The following is a 17,207-nucleotide window of genomic DNA, read 5'->3' as shown; positions in this document are numbered from 1 at the left end:
GAGATGAGGGAGATGAGGGAGGTGGGGGAGATGGGGGAGATGGGGATATATTACTGACCCTGCCCCCTGTTCCTTTTGCCTTATGATTCAATCTTCTATACTCAGTAGTTTGCGGTAAAAAGTTGTGGAGAAATCACTAAGTTTTTGGCGCTTATAATTTTCCATTAGTTCAATTAAAAAATTAATAAATTCAAAACTGGCCATCCTGACCTCATAACTTAATTCAGCATTGCCATTAAACTGGATTCGGCAGCGGGTCAGGTCTGAGGGAAGGGTGGCAACGTTCCAGGTAGCAATAAAAGGAATATTCTTACTGCCTTCTATTTTGCGGTGTCCTTCCACAAAGCCCTTTTGATAAAGACTGATGGCATAGGGTAAGAAATTCCGTTTGGTTTGCTGGATGTACGGTAGATATACAGTAGCTTGTTGCTGGCTGACAGGCGGGAGTTGGTCGATAGACATCCTTTAAGATTCCTCAAGTTGGCTAATAAATGGGGATATTGAGTTGTCATCAATCAATAGTATTCCCATAACTATGTGTATTCACACAGATTAAAAAAATATTTGTAATTTATGAAAAATACCGAGTATTATGCAGATCGTTATTCGTTATAAGTTCAGGTAAGTTTTGTGGTAAGCATTCACCCATCAGCAGTTAGGTATTTCAGGCTAACGCCAAAAATACCTGTTTGTTAATTAACCAATTTCTCAAACATTCTGACTCCTGACTCCTGACTCCTGACTCCTGAATTCTTACGTTTTGCGATGCTCCCCAAGGTAAAGAAAAGCGGTTGTGAAGGTTAGCAAAATTCTAGAATTTTGCTAACCTTCACAAGGGAATTGTAAACTTTAAACAGATACTGGTTTTTACTCAAATTAACTATGCCAGCGAATTCCTGGCCGGAAAACGACTCTGATAACGGAACCTCTGCTCCTCTTAACTCCCTAGTGTCTGACCTATCAGCACAACAAGAGTTAGTGGAAGACGCGAATGCTATGTCTGTACTTTCACACCGATTTAAACGACGTACACCCAAAGCCGCCCTGGTCTTGACTATTGTCTGGAGTGGGACGATCGCTTTGCATTTAGTTTCCTGGGGTTATATTTTCATTCTCGGACTGACAACTATCCTTGGTATTCACGCCTTGGGTATTATTTTTGCTAGACCCCGCCACCATCACAAAGAAATACACGGAGATTTGCCTTCTGTATCTTTGTTGGTGGCTGCAAAAAATGAAGAAGCAGTTATTACTAGATTAGTCAAGAGTCTTTGTAGTCTGGAATATGCCAATGGGGAATATGAAGTCTGGATTATTGACGATAATAGTACGGACAATACGCCGCATTTATTGGCAGAACTGAAGCAGGAATACAAGCACCTCAAGGTGTTCAGACGTTCTGCTGAGGATAGTGGTGGTAAGTCAGGAGCTTTAAATCAAGTCCTACCAATGACAAAGGGGGATATTATTGTGGTATTTGATGCTGATGCCCAAGTTAACCCAGATTTACTATTACAGGTAGTGCCTTTGTTCCAAAAAGAACAGGTGGGGGCGGTGCAGGTGCGAAAAGCGATCACCAACGCTAAGGAGAATTTTTGGACTAAGGGACAAATGGCAGAAATGGCTGTTGATACTTGGTTTCAACAACAACGGACTACTATTGGTGGTCTTGGTGAACTGCGGGGTAATGGTCAATTTGTCCGTCGTCAAGCTTTGGATGGCTGTGGTGGCTGGAATGAGGAAACCATCACCGATGATTTGGATTTGACAATTCGCCTGAATCTGGATAAATGGGATATTGAATGTATGTTCTATCCCCCAGTGCAAGAAGAAGGAGTCACAAATGTGATCGCTCTTTGGCATCAACGTAACCGTTGGGCTGAAGGTGGTTATCAGCGTTATTTAGATTACTGGGATCTGATCCTTCAAAACCGGATGGGGACGCGGAAAACCTGGGATTTGCTGATTTTCCTCCTGATTATGTATATCCTACCCACAGCAGCAATACCAGATTTATTAATGTCTCTAATTCGCCATCGTCCACCAGTATTAACCTCTGTAACTGGTCTGTCAGTTACGATGTCTTTTGTGGGGATGTTTGCTGGTTTAAGGCGGACACGCCAAGATCAGAAAACATCTAACTATTTTGTGTTACTTCTACAAACCATTCGCGGTAGTATTTATATGTTGCATTGGTTGGTAGTTATGAGTAGCACTACCGCCCGGATGTCAGTACGTCCCAAACGTCTAAAATGGGTGAAAACCGTGCATACAGGTGTTGAGAAAGATTGACACTAGATGTCAAAATAATTCGTAATTGCAATTAGTGGGGGTTTATACCCTCTTAATTACGAATTACGAATTAGTAATTATTGAGTGTGTTTCTAAGCATTGGTCAATATCGAACAGCAACTGTTGAGGTATTTCCCAGGGAAAAAGATGGGCTGTGTTGGGGTAACATTGCGACTGAGAATTTTTGAGATCTCGTCCTGTCTCTAAGCGAGAATCGGGAGTAATATGGCAGTCTGGAGAACCAGCAAGCACCAAACTAGGACATTGTATTTTTTCTACTAGGTCAGGAAGTCGGTTGTACCCTGCTTTTATGGCGCTATAGAGGGCGTGAGTAGAGAGAGTATGGAGAAGTTTGTAAATAAGCTGGTATAGCTTCCCTGTCAATGTAACCGTAAGCTGTGGGTGTATGTTGTTGAATGAGATAGCGAAAGAGCGATCGCTTGCCAAAAGTTTCAATATTCCAAGAGCAACTAGGTTTGATATAGTTTAATAGCACGGCCAGATGACTATAAACATTATCCTGCCAAGAAATAGGAGGATGATTACCCTAAGGTCTAGCTGAAGTTGCCACCAATATCAACCGAGTAACTCGCTGTGGTAAGCGCAATGCCAATTCCATCGCCAAAATTCCACCTAGTGACCATCCCAATACCAGACACTTTTCAATCTCAAAACAGTCTAGGAGAGCTTCTAAGTCCTCCGGTCTTGCATATTAAAATTGCTATTACAGCGACTTTTGCCGTATCCGCGCAAATCTGGGGCAAAGGTTTGAAACCGTCGCGATAAATGATTACTGAAAACAGAAAGACTGCGACCCGCACTAGGATGGTCGTGTAAACCCAAAATGTGAAATCCTTGACCTTGGATATAAACGTTCAGAGGTAAAGCTTCAGTATTCATGATAGGCAGGGAATAGGTGACTTTGACCGATAATTCCTTGATGCTACAAGCCTCCGGCTTTATCCGTGTAATCAATCTCAAATTCAAAATCTCAAATCCTAGTCACTATTATTCTCAGCTTTGTCATGTTATTCAGTGGTGTCGATTCTCCCTTAGCAGATACCACCCCTGCACCTACTCTAGCACCTACTAGAATATCTAATCCTCCTCAAGCAACATTAGGTATTACAACAATTTACAACACTATAGAGCAGCAGCAAAAAGGAGTTACAGCTTATGACGATATTCTGAATTATGGCATAGCTGTTCCTTTTAAATTACCACCAGAATTTCAAGTTCCTGCTAGTAAAAAATTATTTGACAAGAACGTAGTACCCAAACTTGTAGATGCTCTTGGTGATAGTTCAGTAACCAAAGCTTGGTTTCATTTCTAAGCGGGGAATACAGCAACTGCTGGTAACAAATTATTTACCGTTGATGCTCCTCTGGGTGGTAACCTCTATAGTGTTGTAGCTAGCTGGAAGACCGCCTGAACAATGTCCTCTAGAAAATGAAGATACTCAAATTGCTTTCTTTACAGATGCAACTAAAGCATCAGCCAAAGCTAAATAAGTGGATGGATACACAAGGCTATTTTATCTATGTTTCTTCAGTGAAGGAATTACGTAAGAAAGTTCTTGATTCTCTTTACGACCAATATAAGAGTGGAAAGGAAAACCCAACTTGTGTCTTAGTTAACGGTGCTACTCAAAAGATTACTGTTAATTTGCAAGACATCTTTATTCACTCTCTTACCTCCTGACTTACAACAACCAGGACGGGAAATACCCTTTGTTTTATTCCCCGAACTTGGCAAGAACGTGTATATTGTTAATGCCAGACAGTCAGCTTAGTTTTGTCATCTAGCTAAGTGTTAGCACCAATAAAGTCTTTCAGATTTAAATAATCATCAGTGTTATGAAAGTGACCAATATTTCATGGCACTTTTTTATTTTACGCGATCACTCAACTCCCCAACTATACTAAACTGCTAACATACTTACTTTTTCTAGGAAAGCAATATGCAAACCAGTCAATCACTATCTTTACCCACAATGGGATGTGGAACTTGGGCTTGGGGAAACCAACTGCTTTGGGGATACAATGAAAGCATCGATGACCAACTGCAACAGGTATTTAACCTCTGTGTGAATAATGGTGTCACCCTGTTTGATACAGGAGATTCCTATGGTACAGGTAGATTAAACGGACGCAGTGAGTCACTTTTAGGAAAGTTTACTAGAGAATATCAAGGACTAAATAAAGAACATATTTGTATTGCTACAAAATTAGCAGCTTACCCTTGGAGATGGACAAGAAAATCAATTATTTCTGCTTGTCATGCCTCTGCGAACAGATTAGGAAAAAAAGTTGATTTAGTTCAGATGCACTGGTCTACAGCTAATTATGCACCTTGGCAGGAAGTAGGATTATTAGATGGTTTAGCTGATTTATATGAACAAGGATTAGTTAAAGGTGTAGGATTATCTAATTACGGTACAAAACGACTTTTATGGGTAGATAAAAGATTTCAGGAAAGAAGAATACCGATTAAAACTTTGCAAGTGCAGTATTCATTATTATCTACCTATCCAGTCACGGAATTAGGTTTAAAAGATGTATGTGATGATTTAGGAATCCAATTAATTGCTTATAGTCCTTTAGCTTTGGGTTTATTAACAGGTAAGTTTTCCGAAAATGGCAAGTTTCCTAAAGGTGTGAGAGGAATATTATTTAGGCAAATATTACCAGGCATTAAAGGTATTTTAGGGACTTTACGAGAAATAGGAGATACAAGAAATAAAACTATGTCTCAAGTCGCTATTAACTGGTGTATTTGTAAAGGGACAATTCCTATTCCTGGTGCCAAAAGTTTGGAACAAGCACAACAGAATATTGGTGCATTGGGTTGGTTCTTGAGTGATGGTGAAGTTGCAGAGTTGGATAATGCTGCTGCTAGGTCTGATAAAACGATGGTGCAGAATATTTTTCAAGCAAGGTGATATAATTTCTCTTGATTATTATCTTGCTCGAATTAAATATTGATTGACTCAGTGAGCTATAATTAATAATTATTTGTGTCTTTCTGTCGAAATTGAGCCAATTATATTGTTACGAGCAATAACCGTTAAGCAACTCAGTCTAATTACAGATTGACTAACTAAACCACTAGATTGAAAATCATCATCACCAGGTGAAACTATTTCATCAAAATCAGAAATATATTCTTTTAATTGTGTACTAATTCCACATACCAAGAAATCCTGACATTTTGGCATTTCTCTCACAATTAGAGCCGGACGGTTTTTATTTCTCCACTTGCTTGAGGAATAGGAGTTAATATAATATATTATCTTCTTTCATAATCAGCGTTATAGTTTTTAATTGATTCCAATAATGTATATTCTGGTTCGTTTTTTGCATTAAATTGATTTAAGTTATTTAAAGAGAAATCTTCTCAATGTTCGGTTTTATCTGGCATTATTAGGAGTAATAAATACTTTTGTCACCTCTGGGATAGATACAGGATATAGTAATTCTATTTACCCATCTTTAACAATTGGTAAATGTCCTGATGTCATTATTTTATCTCCTTGTTTTTCATAATTTTAGCATATTTTAAATATTGCAATCTTCAAAAGGACATAGTTAGCTCAACACGTAAGGATTCAGGTGGTGGTATATTGACAAGTGTGATAGTAGAGGGAGAATATAGCAGTTGGCAATAGAGCAACTGGTAGAAATCATTATTGACCAGGGGAAAAGTATAGAGAAGCTAACAAATAGAGTAGTAGAACTGGAAAAAGAAATAGAGAAACTCAAAGTCAGTAGACATTTAGAGACCATAACATGATTCAAACCACCGTCGGGAGACATCCTCAAGGAAACCGAGAACAAACAAGAAGAGAAACCAAAAGAAAACCAGACACGAAAACGGAAAGCAGGAGGACAACCAGGGCATAGGGGAAAAAGGAGAAAGGGTTTTGGTGGAGTAGATGGAATAGATTTAAGATAGTGGGACGGCAAGTCTGTGGATGGTGAGGTCAGGGGCAATTGTTTGGCGAACCAATAAAAATCCAAATACAACAACTAGGGGAGTTGGTGGACAGGGCAATCGAAATAGTAGAAAATGAAAGATATACGTAGACTTGCAGTGTGTGTGGGAAAACATAAAGGGCACACACACTGGTCACCAGAGATAGTACTGGGAAAAGATATAGGAATCACAGGACAAGCTTTTTTGGTATGGATCAATAACTAGGGTCATTGACCCTATGAAAAAGAATACTTCTTGTTGTGGGAAGTGGGTCAAATAGAAATTGGAGTGGGAACATTAGTAGGTACCAATGAAGGAATAGATGGTTCAGTGGCTCAAAGTATTCATAGCCTCAAACAGTGGATAAAACAAACCCAGCCTCATATCCTTGGGGATGAAACACCCTGGATAGTCAAAGGGGTGAAACAATGGTTATGGATCTTTGCCAATAGTGACTTCCCTTTATTTCATGGGTCTGATACTCCTTGTCCTGGCGAATTAGAATCCATTGTGGGTTCAAGTTACTCTGGTGTACTCATTTCTGATGACTTTACTGCCTATAATGGTTATACCGGTCACAGCTCAACAGAAATGTCAACCACATCTACCTTACCCCGTCACTTCAAGACACTAATCAAGATTCCTGGCTTCAATCACCAAGAAATTGGCACAACATTCATGGACCTCATAGATGAAGGTCTTAAAAACTACCCTTTATTCCAACAAACCCAAAACCTTCATCAATTCTTAACTTGTGCATCCTACTTTCAACCAAAAGTTGAATCTTCCATTCATTTATTGATCAAGCCCCAGGTGAACCTGGTAAACTTTTACCTTCCTTAGGCAATAGACCTTGATCATAATTTAGCTGAACCAAGGTTAGGTTTAGCACTGAAACAAGGAAAAGTCTGTGGTGGTTCTCTTTCTCTGGAGCTATTCCAACATCCTGCCAATTTATTGACGGTTATACAAACTTGTCGCCGTCAAGCACTTTCTCTAATTGAGTTTTTTGACCAACCTATGAAAGCCATGGATCACTCTGCTTTCCATACACCTTCTTTAATCCCTCTTCCTTACACCTGAATCCTTACGAATAAATGAGTCTTTTCCATCAATTTATTTGTCTATTTTGTTACTTGCCATGCAATTTATAAGTATATCTTCTTGTGTGAACAGAGTAATTTATGGTTATCATTATTATTAATATCAACAATTCTATTATATCGCCAATATCTAAACTTTGTTGGGAAAAATGAAGATCATTTTTCCCAAAAATTCCCGAAATCCCCAAATCTAATTATCAACCTCAAAGCCAAGATACAACAATAGAAGCTGATATTTATTTAATAAATTACGACAACTCACATTGAAACAACGCATATAAATGTTTGTTTCCCATGAACAGGGAGTAAAAAAACTATGTCTTCTAGCAATTAAATCTCGACATCGGAAGCTTCCTAGAGAAGAAATTCGTGATATATTTACTCGTGCTGTATTAGGAGACAAACTTATTCCTGATTTCAACCAAAAGGTATTGATGAAAATATGTGGATTCAAGATTCAATTTCTTTAGCAGGTGAACTGCACCAGATTTTTGAACCAATCAATATTCGTTACTGTGTAAGTGATTGTGTTGCGATTTCTATTCATGGAGAACCTTGTTCTACTCGTGATTTAGATTTAGTTATAGAAATCACACCAAATCAAATAGGTTCATTGGTAAAAGCCTTAGAAGCATCTGGACATTATTGTCCAGCAGGTGCGGTAGAAGACTTGCAACATGGATATGGGAATATGTTGAATATTACCCATACAGAAACTATTGCTAATGCTGATATATATATTACTGATAATTCACCTTTTGCATTCTAAAGGTGGGGATATCGTAGCAAATGAAAAAAGAGTATTATATTATTAACACCTATGGGCTCAATGACTATGAAGCTAGGCCGTATAACCACAAGTCCTAATCGTATGAATGGACAACTATGTATTCGCAATTTACGATTGACACTAAAGAGATTCATAGATTTATTAGCAACTTATCCAAATCGGGAAGAGTTACTGCAAGAATTTCCAGAACTATGAAGATGAAGATATTCAACAAGGCTTAATTTATGCTTCTACATACTTATAAGCTCGCATTTATAGAACTGCCATTAAACTATGAAACTGTTGGTTGATAAAGGATTACCACGTTCTGCGGTAGCTTTGTTATGTGAAGCTGTGATACTTACTATTCATGTTGCTGATATTGGTTTCTCAGCAGCTGACGATACACCAATACTCCAAACAGCTCAAGAGGACAAGCATGTCGTTGTTACTCTGGATGCAGATTTCCACGGATTATTAGCTCTTTCTGAAGCTACTTCTCCATCAGTGATTCCTATTCCCATTGAAAGATTACGCGCTCAATCCTTGACTGGATTGTTAATAAAAGTTATTGCTCAATGTAAGGAAGATTTAGAACAAGGAGCAGTTGTAACAGTTGAAACTCATCGTATTGGTGTGCGTCGTCCTCCTTTACTAAGTTGAGATGTATTACACAGATAATTTAGAGATGATTTATAAAGTAAATGTTTAGGAGAGAAGAGGAAGTAGCATAATTCTAGTCATAAGAGCATATATAGCCCCTTCCCTCATTTGTGTTAAACGCTCATAATCCTTGCTTAGACGATGATATTGGTTAAACCACCCAAATGTTCTTTCTACTACCCAGGGTTGTGGTAAAACTTTAAATTCTTGCTCAGTAGGTCCTATGACTTCAACATGAGCTTGAATCAGGAACCAAACTGCAAGTGCAAATTTATCACCGTCATAACCGGAATCAACCCATAAAACTTGGACTTTTTCCAATAATTCTGTGGGTTCCTCTAGCAGTTCCATTAGTGCATAGGCAGCAAGTATTCGTTCTGGGGCATTCGCTTCATTAACAACAACTTTCAACACAAGTCCCAGGCTATCAACTAAAGTCTGCCCCTTTCTTCCTTTTACCTTTTTACATCCGTCAAAACCATACACATCCCCTTTTTTTGGTCAGTGTTGACCGACTGACTGTCTGCGGCGAGCGCGGTAGGTTGTCTTGATTTACCTAATTTCGAGCGAACTTGACTACCCAATGTATGGTTGAATTTTTCCCAAACCCCCTGGCCCTGCCATTTCCTGTAATAGCTATATACCGTTGACCTTGGCGGGAAGTCACCTGGAAGCATATTCCATTGACATCCAGTTTTCAAATGAAAATATATGGCATTACATATTTCACCTATATCTTTTGTGGGTGGATGCCCTCCTTCTTTGGCTGGTGGAATCAATGGGGCTAGGATTTCCCACTCCATATCAGTTAAGTCTGTGGGGTAAGACTTTCGTTCCATGAGTAGCTATGTAAATACACTAGATTTTATGTATCCTATCCTTCCAACATTCCTTTTCTACTCCCCTTTACATTTACTTTATCAGCCTCTTAGATCAACTATTTGCTAAACTCCAAATTTGGGAAAGATTGAGAAAATATTGGTTATTGGGAGCGATCGCACTGTGACTCACCGTGAAGGTAGAATCAATATAGAAAACATCAACCCCCAGGACTATGAATGGAGGTTCTGGCCTGTTGTCGCCCTTTATCCTTAGGGTAAACGTCGCACTATCTGCAAAGAGGTAGTGAAGTATACTATCTGGATTTTTGACCAAATGCAGGGGGTTTTCTATGTAGTCGTGCCGATCTGCATGAGGGTGGTAAAGTTAGAAAATGGCGGTTTGCTGGTTTGTACACCTGTAGCACTAAGAGGAGAATATATCCGTTTAGTAAATGAGTTGGTGGCAGAACATGGTGATGTTAAGTATATTATTTTGCCAACGATATCGGGAATAGAACATAAGGTTTTTGTTGGACCCTTTGCGCGATGCTTTCCCACTGCACAGGTATTTGTTGCACCCGAACAGTGGAGTTTTCCGGTAAATTCACCTTTGAGTTGGTTGGGTTTACCAGGGAAAAGAACTCAGGTTTTATCAGAAGATAGTCAAAAAACGCCTTTTGCAGATGAGTTTGATTATGGGATACTCGAAGCGATTACTCTAAGCCCAGGTAAGTTTGCAGAGGTCGCTTTTTTCCACAAGCGATGGCACATACTCCTACTTACAGATACCATAGTCTCAGTATCAGCAGATCCACCTGCGATCATCCAACTCGATCCCTACCCCTTGCTGTACCACGCCAAAGATAAAGCTTATGATATTATCGTAGCCGATACCCAAGAAAACCGCCGTAAAGAATGGCAACGCATCACCTTATTTGCCTTTTACTTTCAGCCAAGTGTGGTAAACGTACCCAAATGGAAAGATGTATTTACAGATGCCTGGAAAGCCCCACAAAGCAACAGAAAAACATATTTTGGCTTTTTCCCCTTCCAATGGCGACAAGACTGGGAAAGGTATTATGAAGTGTTAAGAGGACATGGACGGATATTTGTTGCAGCGGTTTTACAGAGTTTAATTCTTAACCGCGCACCGCAGGAAACAATAAATTGGGCTGAGCAAGTAGCAAAATGGGATTTTCAATGGATAATTCCCTGTCATTTTGACGCACCTGTTAAAGCTAACTCGCAACAATTCCGGCAAGCATTTTCTTTTTTGGAAAAATATCCCAGTGGGGGTTTATTTAATAGTAATAGTTATACTTTACCGGATGATGATTTTCAGGTATTGCGAGATATTGATCAGGAGTTGAATAGATTTGGTATTGTGCCACCTGCAAGGGAGAGCATTTAAAGCCAGTGATGAGAGATGTCTAATATTGACTGGTCACTTGTATTAGGTAGCTGATTATCAAAATTCTTAAATAGATCTAGTTGTAATTGTATTGACTGTTCAGATTTTGTCTCCTTTATCTGTTGAGATTTCTCTTCTATATTAGAAGGTGTAATTTTCTTATTTTTATGATTATCTTTTTCCATTTCAGGAGGATTTTCTAGTAAGTTGGCACGTATATTTGCATCTTCATTTAAACTATAGAAAGCACCTCTTCCTCCGATTCCCATTTTAACTAATAGTCCTCTACGAACAAGTTTACTCAGTAAGTAACTTGCTTGCTTACCATTGATGTGATGCGGCATAATTCAGCAGTTTGGGTTCTTGTAATACTTCTATTAGTCTTAATATACTTCACAATCATTTTTTCCTTCTGTATTTCATCAAAACCAGGACGACGAATATATACAGATGAACGACCCATTTGATGATAAACAGGAGCACTCAAATGATACTCTCTCCGTTGTAAAGTTTTGATAGGTTCTACTAAACTATTTTCCATTAATACTGGTTCAAGTAAATGTCGAGCTTGATCTTATCTTTTCTGGATTAGTTTTGCTGCTTCATTAGAATTTAGTTCTCTTTCTTACCATAAATAATTGAGTAGTATTAATTCATCTAAATTAAACTAGCGAATAGATTTTGACGTTTTTCTTCAGATAATATGATTTTTATAAACTCTAAATCAGCATCTCCACCTGGTAAACCTACAGTAACTCGTATATTAGTAGTAGTTGAATAATATGGTAGTTGATGTCCCGTTATTAATTGACCAGAATATATCATTCCTATTCTCCTTGCAGTACGTTCTACTAAACCAATTTTCTTAAATAGGCAAGTAGTAGATTTGTTGGCAAGGGTCCAGTAACCAATAAAGAATCTAATCTAATTCCTTCTAAAAAACCCCCTGAATTGATAATCCTTCAAAAATTATCATGTATTTGAATATGAAGTACTCCCATGAGATCATAATCCCGATGGGTAAGTGCATTATTAACAGCTTCACGAAATATACGGGGGTTATAAGCTGGAACTCCAACCCGGAATAAATCAAAACTTAATTCATGTTCTTCATTTCTTAGAGTAAATGCCTCTATTAGCCTTTCGGAAATACGCAATAATGGCCAACAAGAGAATTCGTTAACAGTAACATCTTGACTTCGTAAAACCTGAAATGCTACTTCATGGGTGGGAAGATGTTCATTAATAAGCGTTTCTCTGCAGACAATTAATAAATCTGCAAGGGTAGGAATTGTATCATCTCCCCCTACTAAATTTAATGCTCTTGTTAACTCTAAATCAGATAGATATTGAAGGGATATATCACCTCGATATTCAGTTAATAATTCTCTTAATAAAACAGATCATCATGGATCTAAATCATTCCAAGTAGTACCAGATATTACTATTGCTGATACATCACGTTCACCTCTATCTGCATACCAACTATTTATTTCACTTGGATATAGGGGTCTACATTCAGGTTGTCCTTGAGTATTTAAAATTAGTTTTAAGGTTCTTCCATCACTGGTTCACACTAATTGTGTAGCAGGAGGTACTTTTACTATGGCTATAGGTATTTCTGATCAATTAATTAACGGGACTTAAACAAAAGTTAAGAGTAAAAAGGAGTATAGTGGGGTTTTGGTGTAGCTTTCACGTTAAAAGAAGCTGATGAGAGAAACCACTGCCCCAGCAATGGCACCATGGTTTGAAAGATGGTGTGATTTGATGATGTATTTACTCATCAAGGGGAAAGAAGAGAGTTTAGACATGATTTAGGGGGATGATTGGGTGAAAGTGAGAGAAAAAACCTATTTGAAATACCAGAGAATGCCCTAGGGGTGACGTACCACCGATTACACTACGTTTTAACTGAAGCACCTTGGTGCAGTTCCCAAGTCAATGACCGTCGGTTAGAGATTATGAACAAATATAGTCAGAGGAGAATCACCAGAGGATTTAGCTTAATAATTGATGATTATGACCATAGAAAAAGGGGGAATTTTAGGGATGGTGTAGGAAGAAAATATATTGGAGAAATTGGGAAAAGGGATAATGGAATAGTAGTAGTAACAACACATCTATATGATGGCAGTCAAGGCTTACCATTAGATATAGAGTTATATCACCACGGCGATTCTTTAGCCAAAGGGAAATAAGACCCTCTATTTGAGAAGAAAGAAGAAACCTGAGTTAGGAATTAAATTAATAGATCTGACCTTAAGCCGTGGTTATCAACCAGGAATAGTAATTATAGATGCTGGATATGGCCACAATACATCTTTCTTATTAAAGATAGGAAATCGGAATTGAAAGTATTTAGGAGGATTAGGTAAAAATCCCAAAGTCCTTGCCAGTGACTAAGAGGATAGTCCACAAATAATTAGGTTAGATGAATTAGCACAAACTTTACCCCAAGAGGCTTTTACAGAAATTAAACTGGAGTTAGATAAAACCAAAACATTATGGGTAGTAACTAAAGAAGTAGAAATATCACCCTTAACTGGAAATGGCAACATTGCTATCGTCATCAACGGTTCTACTTTCTCTCAAGCCACTGATATGGACTACTTTATGACCAATATTTCTTCATCAATTGTCACACCCCAATGGATAGTTGATACATATTCCCAGAGAAATTGGGTAGAAGTTGTTTACAGGGAAGCCAAGGGATGGTTAGGACTCAAAGAATATCAAGTTGGAGATAATAGCAGTTGACTGCGCCATTTTATTTTGGTTTTCTGTGCCTACACTTTTATTCTTTGCCATCAGTGGACTGGAGAGTTAAGACCAAAGTGGGCTAAGAAACCTTTGAATACTTTTACTGCAGCTTTAGAAGGGTTGAGAACAGCCATATCTTTTCTATTTATTGATTGGTTCAACTGAAATCCGGACGTCTTTCCTTCTTATCAAGCTAGTTTGGGCTACATTTGGGCTTGATTTTTGTTTAAGTCCCGTTATTTGTGTATCTACACTTAATGGCGGTACGGTTCTATTAGCCACCATTGCAGATAAATCACTAGGAGGAAATTTTAAATCTTTTTTATGTAAACCTGTGATCTTGCCATCATTTTCTACACCAATTAATAATGTACCACCACTGGTATTAGAAAAACACACTACTGCTTCTAATAAATCTTGATCACTCAGACAAGCAGAATCACTCTTAAACTCTATAGTCAAAGTTTCACCATTAGCTATGAGTTGTGTGATTTCATCTGGAATCAGATTTTATTCTGGAGTCCTAGCACTCGCCTTTTACAAAAAATAATCCTTATAGTTTTGTTAAGTCAACGGCTATCATTGCCATACAAAAATACTAATATTTTTTCCTGTTTTCACCTGGAAGTGTCGTTACTATGCAGTTAACAAACTAATATGATTACTCTAAATTAGAGTAACCCACTTTCCTGAAATTCTCAACTTCCTTTTCTTTGGAAATAGGTTCCCAACTTCTCAAATACGTTTGGTATCTTGGCATTAGAATATCTTGAGTCCTGGATTCTTGAATTTCTAACTTTTAATTCCCTTAAACCGTTATTTTTCCCCTTCAAAAACCTCTTTCATCAAATTTTGAATTCTTTGAAGATCGGGTTTTCTGCCACCCATTAAATCACCAAAATATACACAAGCAGCTTCACCCAAAGACCAAGTATAAGCACCTGCCCAAGATGCTGCAATGACACTACCAAAACCAGGGATAAATTTAATTAACTCCCGTCCTACGGCTTGAGCAATAAAACCACCTGCTATGGCACTCACAATACCCCCAGCTTGAGATGGTGTCAACATCTGACCATATAATTTACCCAACAGTCCCACCATTGAGACTTGCAAAGCCCTTAAAACAGGCATGGTTGCAAAAGGTATAGGTAGTGCGGCTAAAGTACCTGCCATAATCGAAAAAGGTAAAATATAACGTCTTGCACCATCTCGACAAATATTACCTAATTTCTCACCAGCTTGTTTATCTAATAATTGATAAATTGCTTTTAATTCTGCTTCGGTTAACAGTTCAGCTCAATTATCTCGCAGTGTTTCTAAAGCATAAAATACCAGCTCATAACCATCTGCTTCTAAAGTAAAATCAATCAAAACTGTACGACTATATAAACCAGCAGATTTTTTTTATTTCTGTAAATACTCGATTTATTTCCTCAAAATCAGGTGGATAATTAGTATGCTCATCTGTTTTCATTGGATAAATTTTATGTAAATAAGTCACCGCTAACAAACAAGGAATATTGGGATATTGCTGACGCAATTTCTGAGCAATTTTTCGCAGAGTATCAGTAGGAAAATCATTAATTTTAACAGTGAGAATTAAAACTCTCGCCCCTGTAGCTTCTCTTTGTAAATCACTAATTAATTCTTGAATAATTCTTTCTGTATCTTGATTTAGATCTCCTAATCCTACCGTATCCGTAAAAACTAACAACGGCAAATCATTAGAAGGATAAGCGTAACGTTGGGTATTTTGAGTATGAGGACGAAAACCTTGTCCGATAATTTCCGCAGAAACGCCTGTTAAACCCCGAACAATAGAACTTTTACCAGCTTGGGGTTTCCCTAACAGTAAGGCTTCTGTGGTAGGTAACTGAATACGGACAGTTGCTAAAATCTCTGCAACTTGGGCATCATTGACACTAAACCATTGTCCTACGGTCTGTGTTACTTAGTCTACAGGTAGGAGTTGGGTTAATTTAGCTGTAGTGTTGTTAACAACACCAGTGATGCGATTTTTCCGAGAATCATTGTCTAACTTGGGTTTTGTTTCATCAGTTGGCGTCTTTAATGAGTCTGTTTTGGATTGTTCAGTCATTGGTGTAATTTCAACTTGCCACCATTTCTAGTATAGCTGTGCTGTGTTGATACCAGCCCCCGCATTTATCCGTGGAATCAATCCAAAATCTAAAATCGGATGAGAATTAATGGTAATATTTGTCTATCCATTGGGTGAAGATTTACAATCCTAAGTATCTCTGTGAAAAATTTAGCTCTACTATGTATCACAGTTCTCATCGCCACATTTGGATTGGTTCTTGGGACAATGCAAACCGCCTCAGCTTTAAGTTGGAACTGGAATTATTCTGCTACTAGCGTAACGGCAAGCGGTACTTTTACCACTAATGATAAACCTGACCATTTGGGTTTTTACGTAATTACTGGAATTACTGGGACACGAAATGGTGAAACGATTACTCGTCTGCTATCTGCCGGGACTGCAATACCAGGAAATGAACCTTATCATATTGACAATTTAATTAGTCTGAATAGTCCACAGTTAACCGGTGACGGTTTTGGATATTCTACTGCTAGTGGGAGCTATTCTAGTCCGTTTTTCGCTAGTTTTTTACCGACACCGGGTTATTTAGAGGTGTTTTCTGCTCTACCATTTGTACCAGATGCTGAAAATTTTGGACCCGAAGATACTGAACTAGACATTGATTTTTCTGCAACGATCATTCATCGAGGTAGGATGTCATCAAGTTGAAGTTGTAAATTTGGCACAATACCAGAAATGATGGATTCACCAAGACGAAACTGTTTTTGGGTATAGTCATCACCACTCAACTGGCAAACTGTGAAGTAGGTTGTTTTGGCCTACCGATAAAAGCGACACCTCTCAGTCCTCGGTAATCTGCTATCCAGTATTCAGGGGTTCGTAAAAAAGCGTATTCTTCAACCTTGCAGGCATAGTCGCTTTCCCACTTACTACTAACAACTTCAACAACGAGTTTAACTGAACGACCATGAGTAATTACTGGTTCTTGTTCCCATAAGGGTTCACTGAGAAGAACAGTTTCATCCAGGACAACAATATTAGGTCTACGGGCGGTGATGCCATCATCAGCGAAGGGGCAAATCAGGCAAGTGCGGGGAATTAACCAAGGTAGTTAGGCGTTAGTAATAGCAACACCAATTTTAGTCGCCAGTTTCCCACAGAAGGTTTCGTGGCATCTTGTGAGTGACCTGTCAATTAATTCTCCGTCAGCCAACTCATAGCGGGGATTATCGCGGTACTGGGTAATAAAATCCTCGAAGCTAAGAAGCTTTGATGGTGCATAACCATGGGACTTTTTCCTATTTATCAATTCCCTTGGGGGTAATCATCCCAGAAGCTTGTAAT

19 protein-coding genes and 5 pseudogenes are annotated in these 17,207 nt (G+C 38.4%); 14 read left to right on the top strand and 10 right to left on the bottom strand.

The window, feature by feature from the left end; translation table 11 throughout:
* Window positions 1–87: 87 nt before the first annotated feature.
* The gene (ebsA, locus tag AAZO_RS15700; RefSeq protein ID WP_013191993.1) at window positions 88–462 is read right to left on the bottom strand and encodes a type IV pilus biogenesis protein EbsA; all 375 of its coding nucleotides are present in this window, start codon (window positions 460–462) and stop codon (window positions 88–90) included.
* A 420-nt stretch (window positions 463–882) separates the two neighbouring features.
* On the opposite strand from ebsA, the gene AAZO_RS15695 reads away from it, so the two are divergent.
* Window positions 883–2,292: a glycosyltransferase family 2 protein gene (locus tag AAZO_RS15695; protein WP_013191992.1), complete on the top strand. Its 1,410-nt coding sequence runs from the start codon at window positions 883–885 to the stop codon at window positions 2,290–2,292.
* A gap of 63 nt (window positions 2,293–2,355) precedes the next feature.
* On the opposite strand, the pseudogene AAZO_RS15690 reads toward AAZO_RS15695, so the two are convergent.
* Window positions 2,356–3,192, bottom strand: a pseudogene (locus AAZO_RS15690) (alpha/beta fold hydrolase).
* A 125-nt stretch (window positions 3,193–3,317) separates the two neighbouring features.
* Between AAZO_RS15690 and AAZO_RS15685 the strand changes: the two are divergent.
* The 3 genes from AAZO_RS15685 (at window position 3,318) to AAZO_RS15675 (ending at window position 5,234) form a co-directional block, all read left to right on the top strand.
* Window positions 3,318–3,626 carry a hypothetical protein gene (locus AAZO_RS15685; protein ID WP_013191991.1) on the top strand — a complete coding sequence of 103 codons (309 nt, stop codon included), beginning with the start codon at window positions 3,318–3,320 and terminating at the stop codon, window positions 3,624–3,626.
* A gap of 116 nt (window positions 3,627–3,742) precedes the next feature.
* Window positions 3,743–3,994, top strand: coding sequence for a hypothetical protein (locus AAZO_RS15680; protein ID WP_013191990.1), 252 nt, complete (start codon window positions 3,743–3,745; stop codon window positions 3,992–3,994).
* Window positions 3,995–4,253: 259 nt separating this feature from the next.
* The gene (locus tag AAZO_RS15675; RefSeq protein ID WP_013191989.1) at window positions 4,254–5,234 is read left to right on the top strand and encodes an aldo/keto reductase; all 981 of its coding nucleotides are present in this window, start codon (window positions 4,254–4,256) and stop codon (window positions 5,232–5,234) included.
* A gap of 69 nt (window positions 5,235–5,303) precedes the next feature.
* On the opposite strand, the gene AAZO_RS15670 is transcribed toward AAZO_RS15675, so the two are convergent.
* Entirely contained in the window at window positions 5,304–5,522 is a 219-nt protein-coding gene (locus AAZO_RS15670) for a hypothetical protein (RefSeq protein ID WP_266889577.1), read from the bottom strand.
* Between the two features lie 428 nt (window positions 5,523–5,950).
* On the opposite strand from AAZO_RS15670, the gene AAZO_RS41510 reads away from it, so the two are divergent.
* From AAZO_RS41510 to AAZO_RS15655, 7 genes are all read left to right on the top strand, one after another.
* Window positions 5,951–6,085, top strand: a complete 135-nt coding sequence (locus AAZO_RS41510; RefSeq protein WP_266885449.1) for a hypothetical protein — start codon at window positions 5,951–5,953, stop codon at window positions 6,083–6,085.
* Between the two features lie 438 nt (window positions 6,086–6,523).
* Window positions 6,524–7,111 (top strand): IS66 family transposase, encoded by a 588-nt coding sequence (locus AAZO_RS30825; protein ID WP_081462801.1) that lies wholly within the window; start codon window positions 6,524–6,526, stop codon window positions 7,109–7,111.
* Between the two features lie 114 nt (window positions 7,112–7,225).
* The gene (locus AAZO_RS41505; RefSeq protein WP_266885446.1) at window positions 7,226–7,351 is read left to right on the top strand and encodes a hypothetical protein; all 126 of its coding nucleotides are present in this window, start codon (window positions 7,226–7,228) and stop codon (window positions 7,349–7,351) included.
* 301 nt (window positions 7,352–7,652) lie between these two features.
* The gene (locus AAZO_RS38675) at window positions 7,653–7,841 is read left to right on the top strand and encodes a hypothetical protein (RefSeq protein WP_013191987.1); all 189 of its coding nucleotides are present in this window, start codon (window positions 7,653–7,655) and stop codon (window positions 7,839–7,841) included.
* A complete protein-coding gene (locus AAZO_RS38670; protein WP_013191986.1) occupies window positions 7,814–8,140 on the top strand; it encodes a hypothetical protein in 327 nt (108 codons plus the stop codon). Before AAZO_RS38675 ends, AAZO_RS38670 begins: the two co-directional genes overlap by 28 nt.
* Before the next feature lie 66 nt (window positions 8,141–8,206).
* The gene (locus tag AAZO_RS30815) at window positions 8,207–8,356 is read left to right on the top strand and encodes a DUF433 domain-containing protein (RefSeq protein ID WP_228371231.1); all 150 of its coding nucleotides are present in this window, start codon (window positions 8,207–8,209) and stop codon (window positions 8,354–8,356) included.
* Between the two features lie 78 nt (window positions 8,357–8,434).
* Window positions 8,435–8,803 carry a DUF5615 family PIN-like protein gene (locus tag AAZO_RS15655; protein WP_013191985.1) on the top strand — a complete coding sequence of 123 codons (369 nt, stop codon included), beginning with the start codon at window positions 8,435–8,437 and terminating at the stop codon, window positions 8,801–8,803.
* A gap of 45 nt (window positions 8,804–8,848) precedes the next feature.
* On the opposite strand, the gene AAZO_RS30810 is transcribed toward AAZO_RS15655, so the two are convergent.
* Window positions 8,849–9,642, bottom strand: a protein-coding gene (locus AAZO_RS30810) for an IS5 family transposase (RefSeq protein WP_085940212.1) whose coding sequence is annotated in 2 segments (ribosomal slippage) — window positions 8,849–9,291 and window positions 9,291–9,642 — 795 coding nt in all. Because the reading frame shifts where the segments join, the coding sequence is not laid out codon by codon here.
* Window positions 9,643–9,805: 163 nt separating this feature from the next.
* On the opposite strand from AAZO_RS30810, the pseudogene AAZO_RS15640 reads away from it, so the two are divergent.
* Window positions 9,806–11,035, top strand: a pseudogene (locus AAZO_RS15640) (DUF4336 domain-containing protein).
* On the opposite strand, the gene AAZO_RS26930 reads toward AAZO_RS15640, so the two are convergent.
* From AAZO_RS26930 to AAZO_RS26920, 3 genes are all read right to left on the bottom strand, one after another.
* On the bottom strand, window positions 11,032–11,379 hold the full coding sequence (locus AAZO_RS26930; RefSeq protein WP_013191983.1) for a hypothetical protein: 348 nt from the start codon (window positions 11,377–11,379) through the stop codon (window positions 11,032–11,034). The pseudogene AAZO_RS15640 and the gene AAZO_RS26930 sit on opposite strands and share 4 nt — an antisense overlap.
* The gene (locus AAZO_RS26925; RefSeq protein WP_049790756.1) at window positions 11,337–11,576 is read right to left on the bottom strand and encodes a hypothetical protein; all 240 of its coding nucleotides are present in this window, start codon (window positions 11,574–11,576) and stop codon (window positions 11,337–11,339) included. The genes AAZO_RS26930 and AAZO_RS26925 overlap by 43 nt, the downstream gene beginning before the upstream one ends.
* 421 nt (window positions 11,577–11,997) lie before the next feature.
* On the bottom strand, window positions 11,998–12,192 hold the full coding sequence (locus AAZO_RS26920) for a hypothetical protein (protein ID WP_049790754.1): 195 nt from the start codon (window positions 12,190–12,192) through the stop codon (window positions 11,998–12,000).
* A gap of 556 nt (window positions 12,193–12,748) precedes the next feature.
* Here AAZO_RS26920 and AAZO_RS30805 point away from each other — a divergent pair.
* A pseudogene (locus AAZO_RS30805) lies at window positions 12,749–13,963 on the top strand (IS701 family transposase).
* On the opposite strand, the gene AAZO_RS15620 reads toward AAZO_RS30805, so the two are convergent.
* Window positions 13,940–14,260, bottom strand: a complete 321-nt coding sequence (locus AAZO_RS15620) for an AlbA family DNA-binding domain-containing protein (RefSeq protein WP_041640938.1) — start codon at window positions 14,258–14,260, stop codon at window positions 13,940–13,942. The pseudogene AAZO_RS30805 and the gene AAZO_RS15620 overlap by 24 nt on opposite strands.
* A 354-nt stretch (window positions 14,261–14,614) precedes the next feature.
* Window positions 14,615–15,899, bottom strand: a pseudogene (locus tag AAZO_RS15615) (YcjF family protein).
* Between the two features lie 162 nt (window positions 15,900–16,061).
* On the opposite strand from AAZO_RS15615, the gene AAZO_RS15610 reads away from it, so the two are divergent.
* Window positions 16,062–16,571 (top strand): hypothetical protein, encoded by a 510-nt coding sequence (locus tag AAZO_RS15610; protein ID WP_013191982.1) that lies wholly within the window; start codon window positions 16,062–16,064, stop codon window positions 16,569–16,571.
* Here the strand turns inward: AAZO_RS15610 and AAZO_RS30800 are convergent.
* Window positions 16,544–17,169 (bottom strand): annotated as a pseudogene (locus AAZO_RS30800) (Uma2 family endonuclease). The gene AAZO_RS15610 and the pseudogene AAZO_RS30800 sit on opposite strands and share 28 nt — an antisense overlap.
* Window positions 17,170–17,207: the final 38 nt, after the last annotated feature.

Source organism: 'Nostoc azollae' 0708 (assembly GCF_000196515.1).
Taxonomy (GTDB): Bacteria; Cyanobacteriota; Cyanobacteriia; order Cyanobacteriales; family Nostocaceae; genus Trichormus_B; species Trichormus_B azollae.
This window is presented reverse-complemented; position numbering and strand designations above follow the sequence as displayed.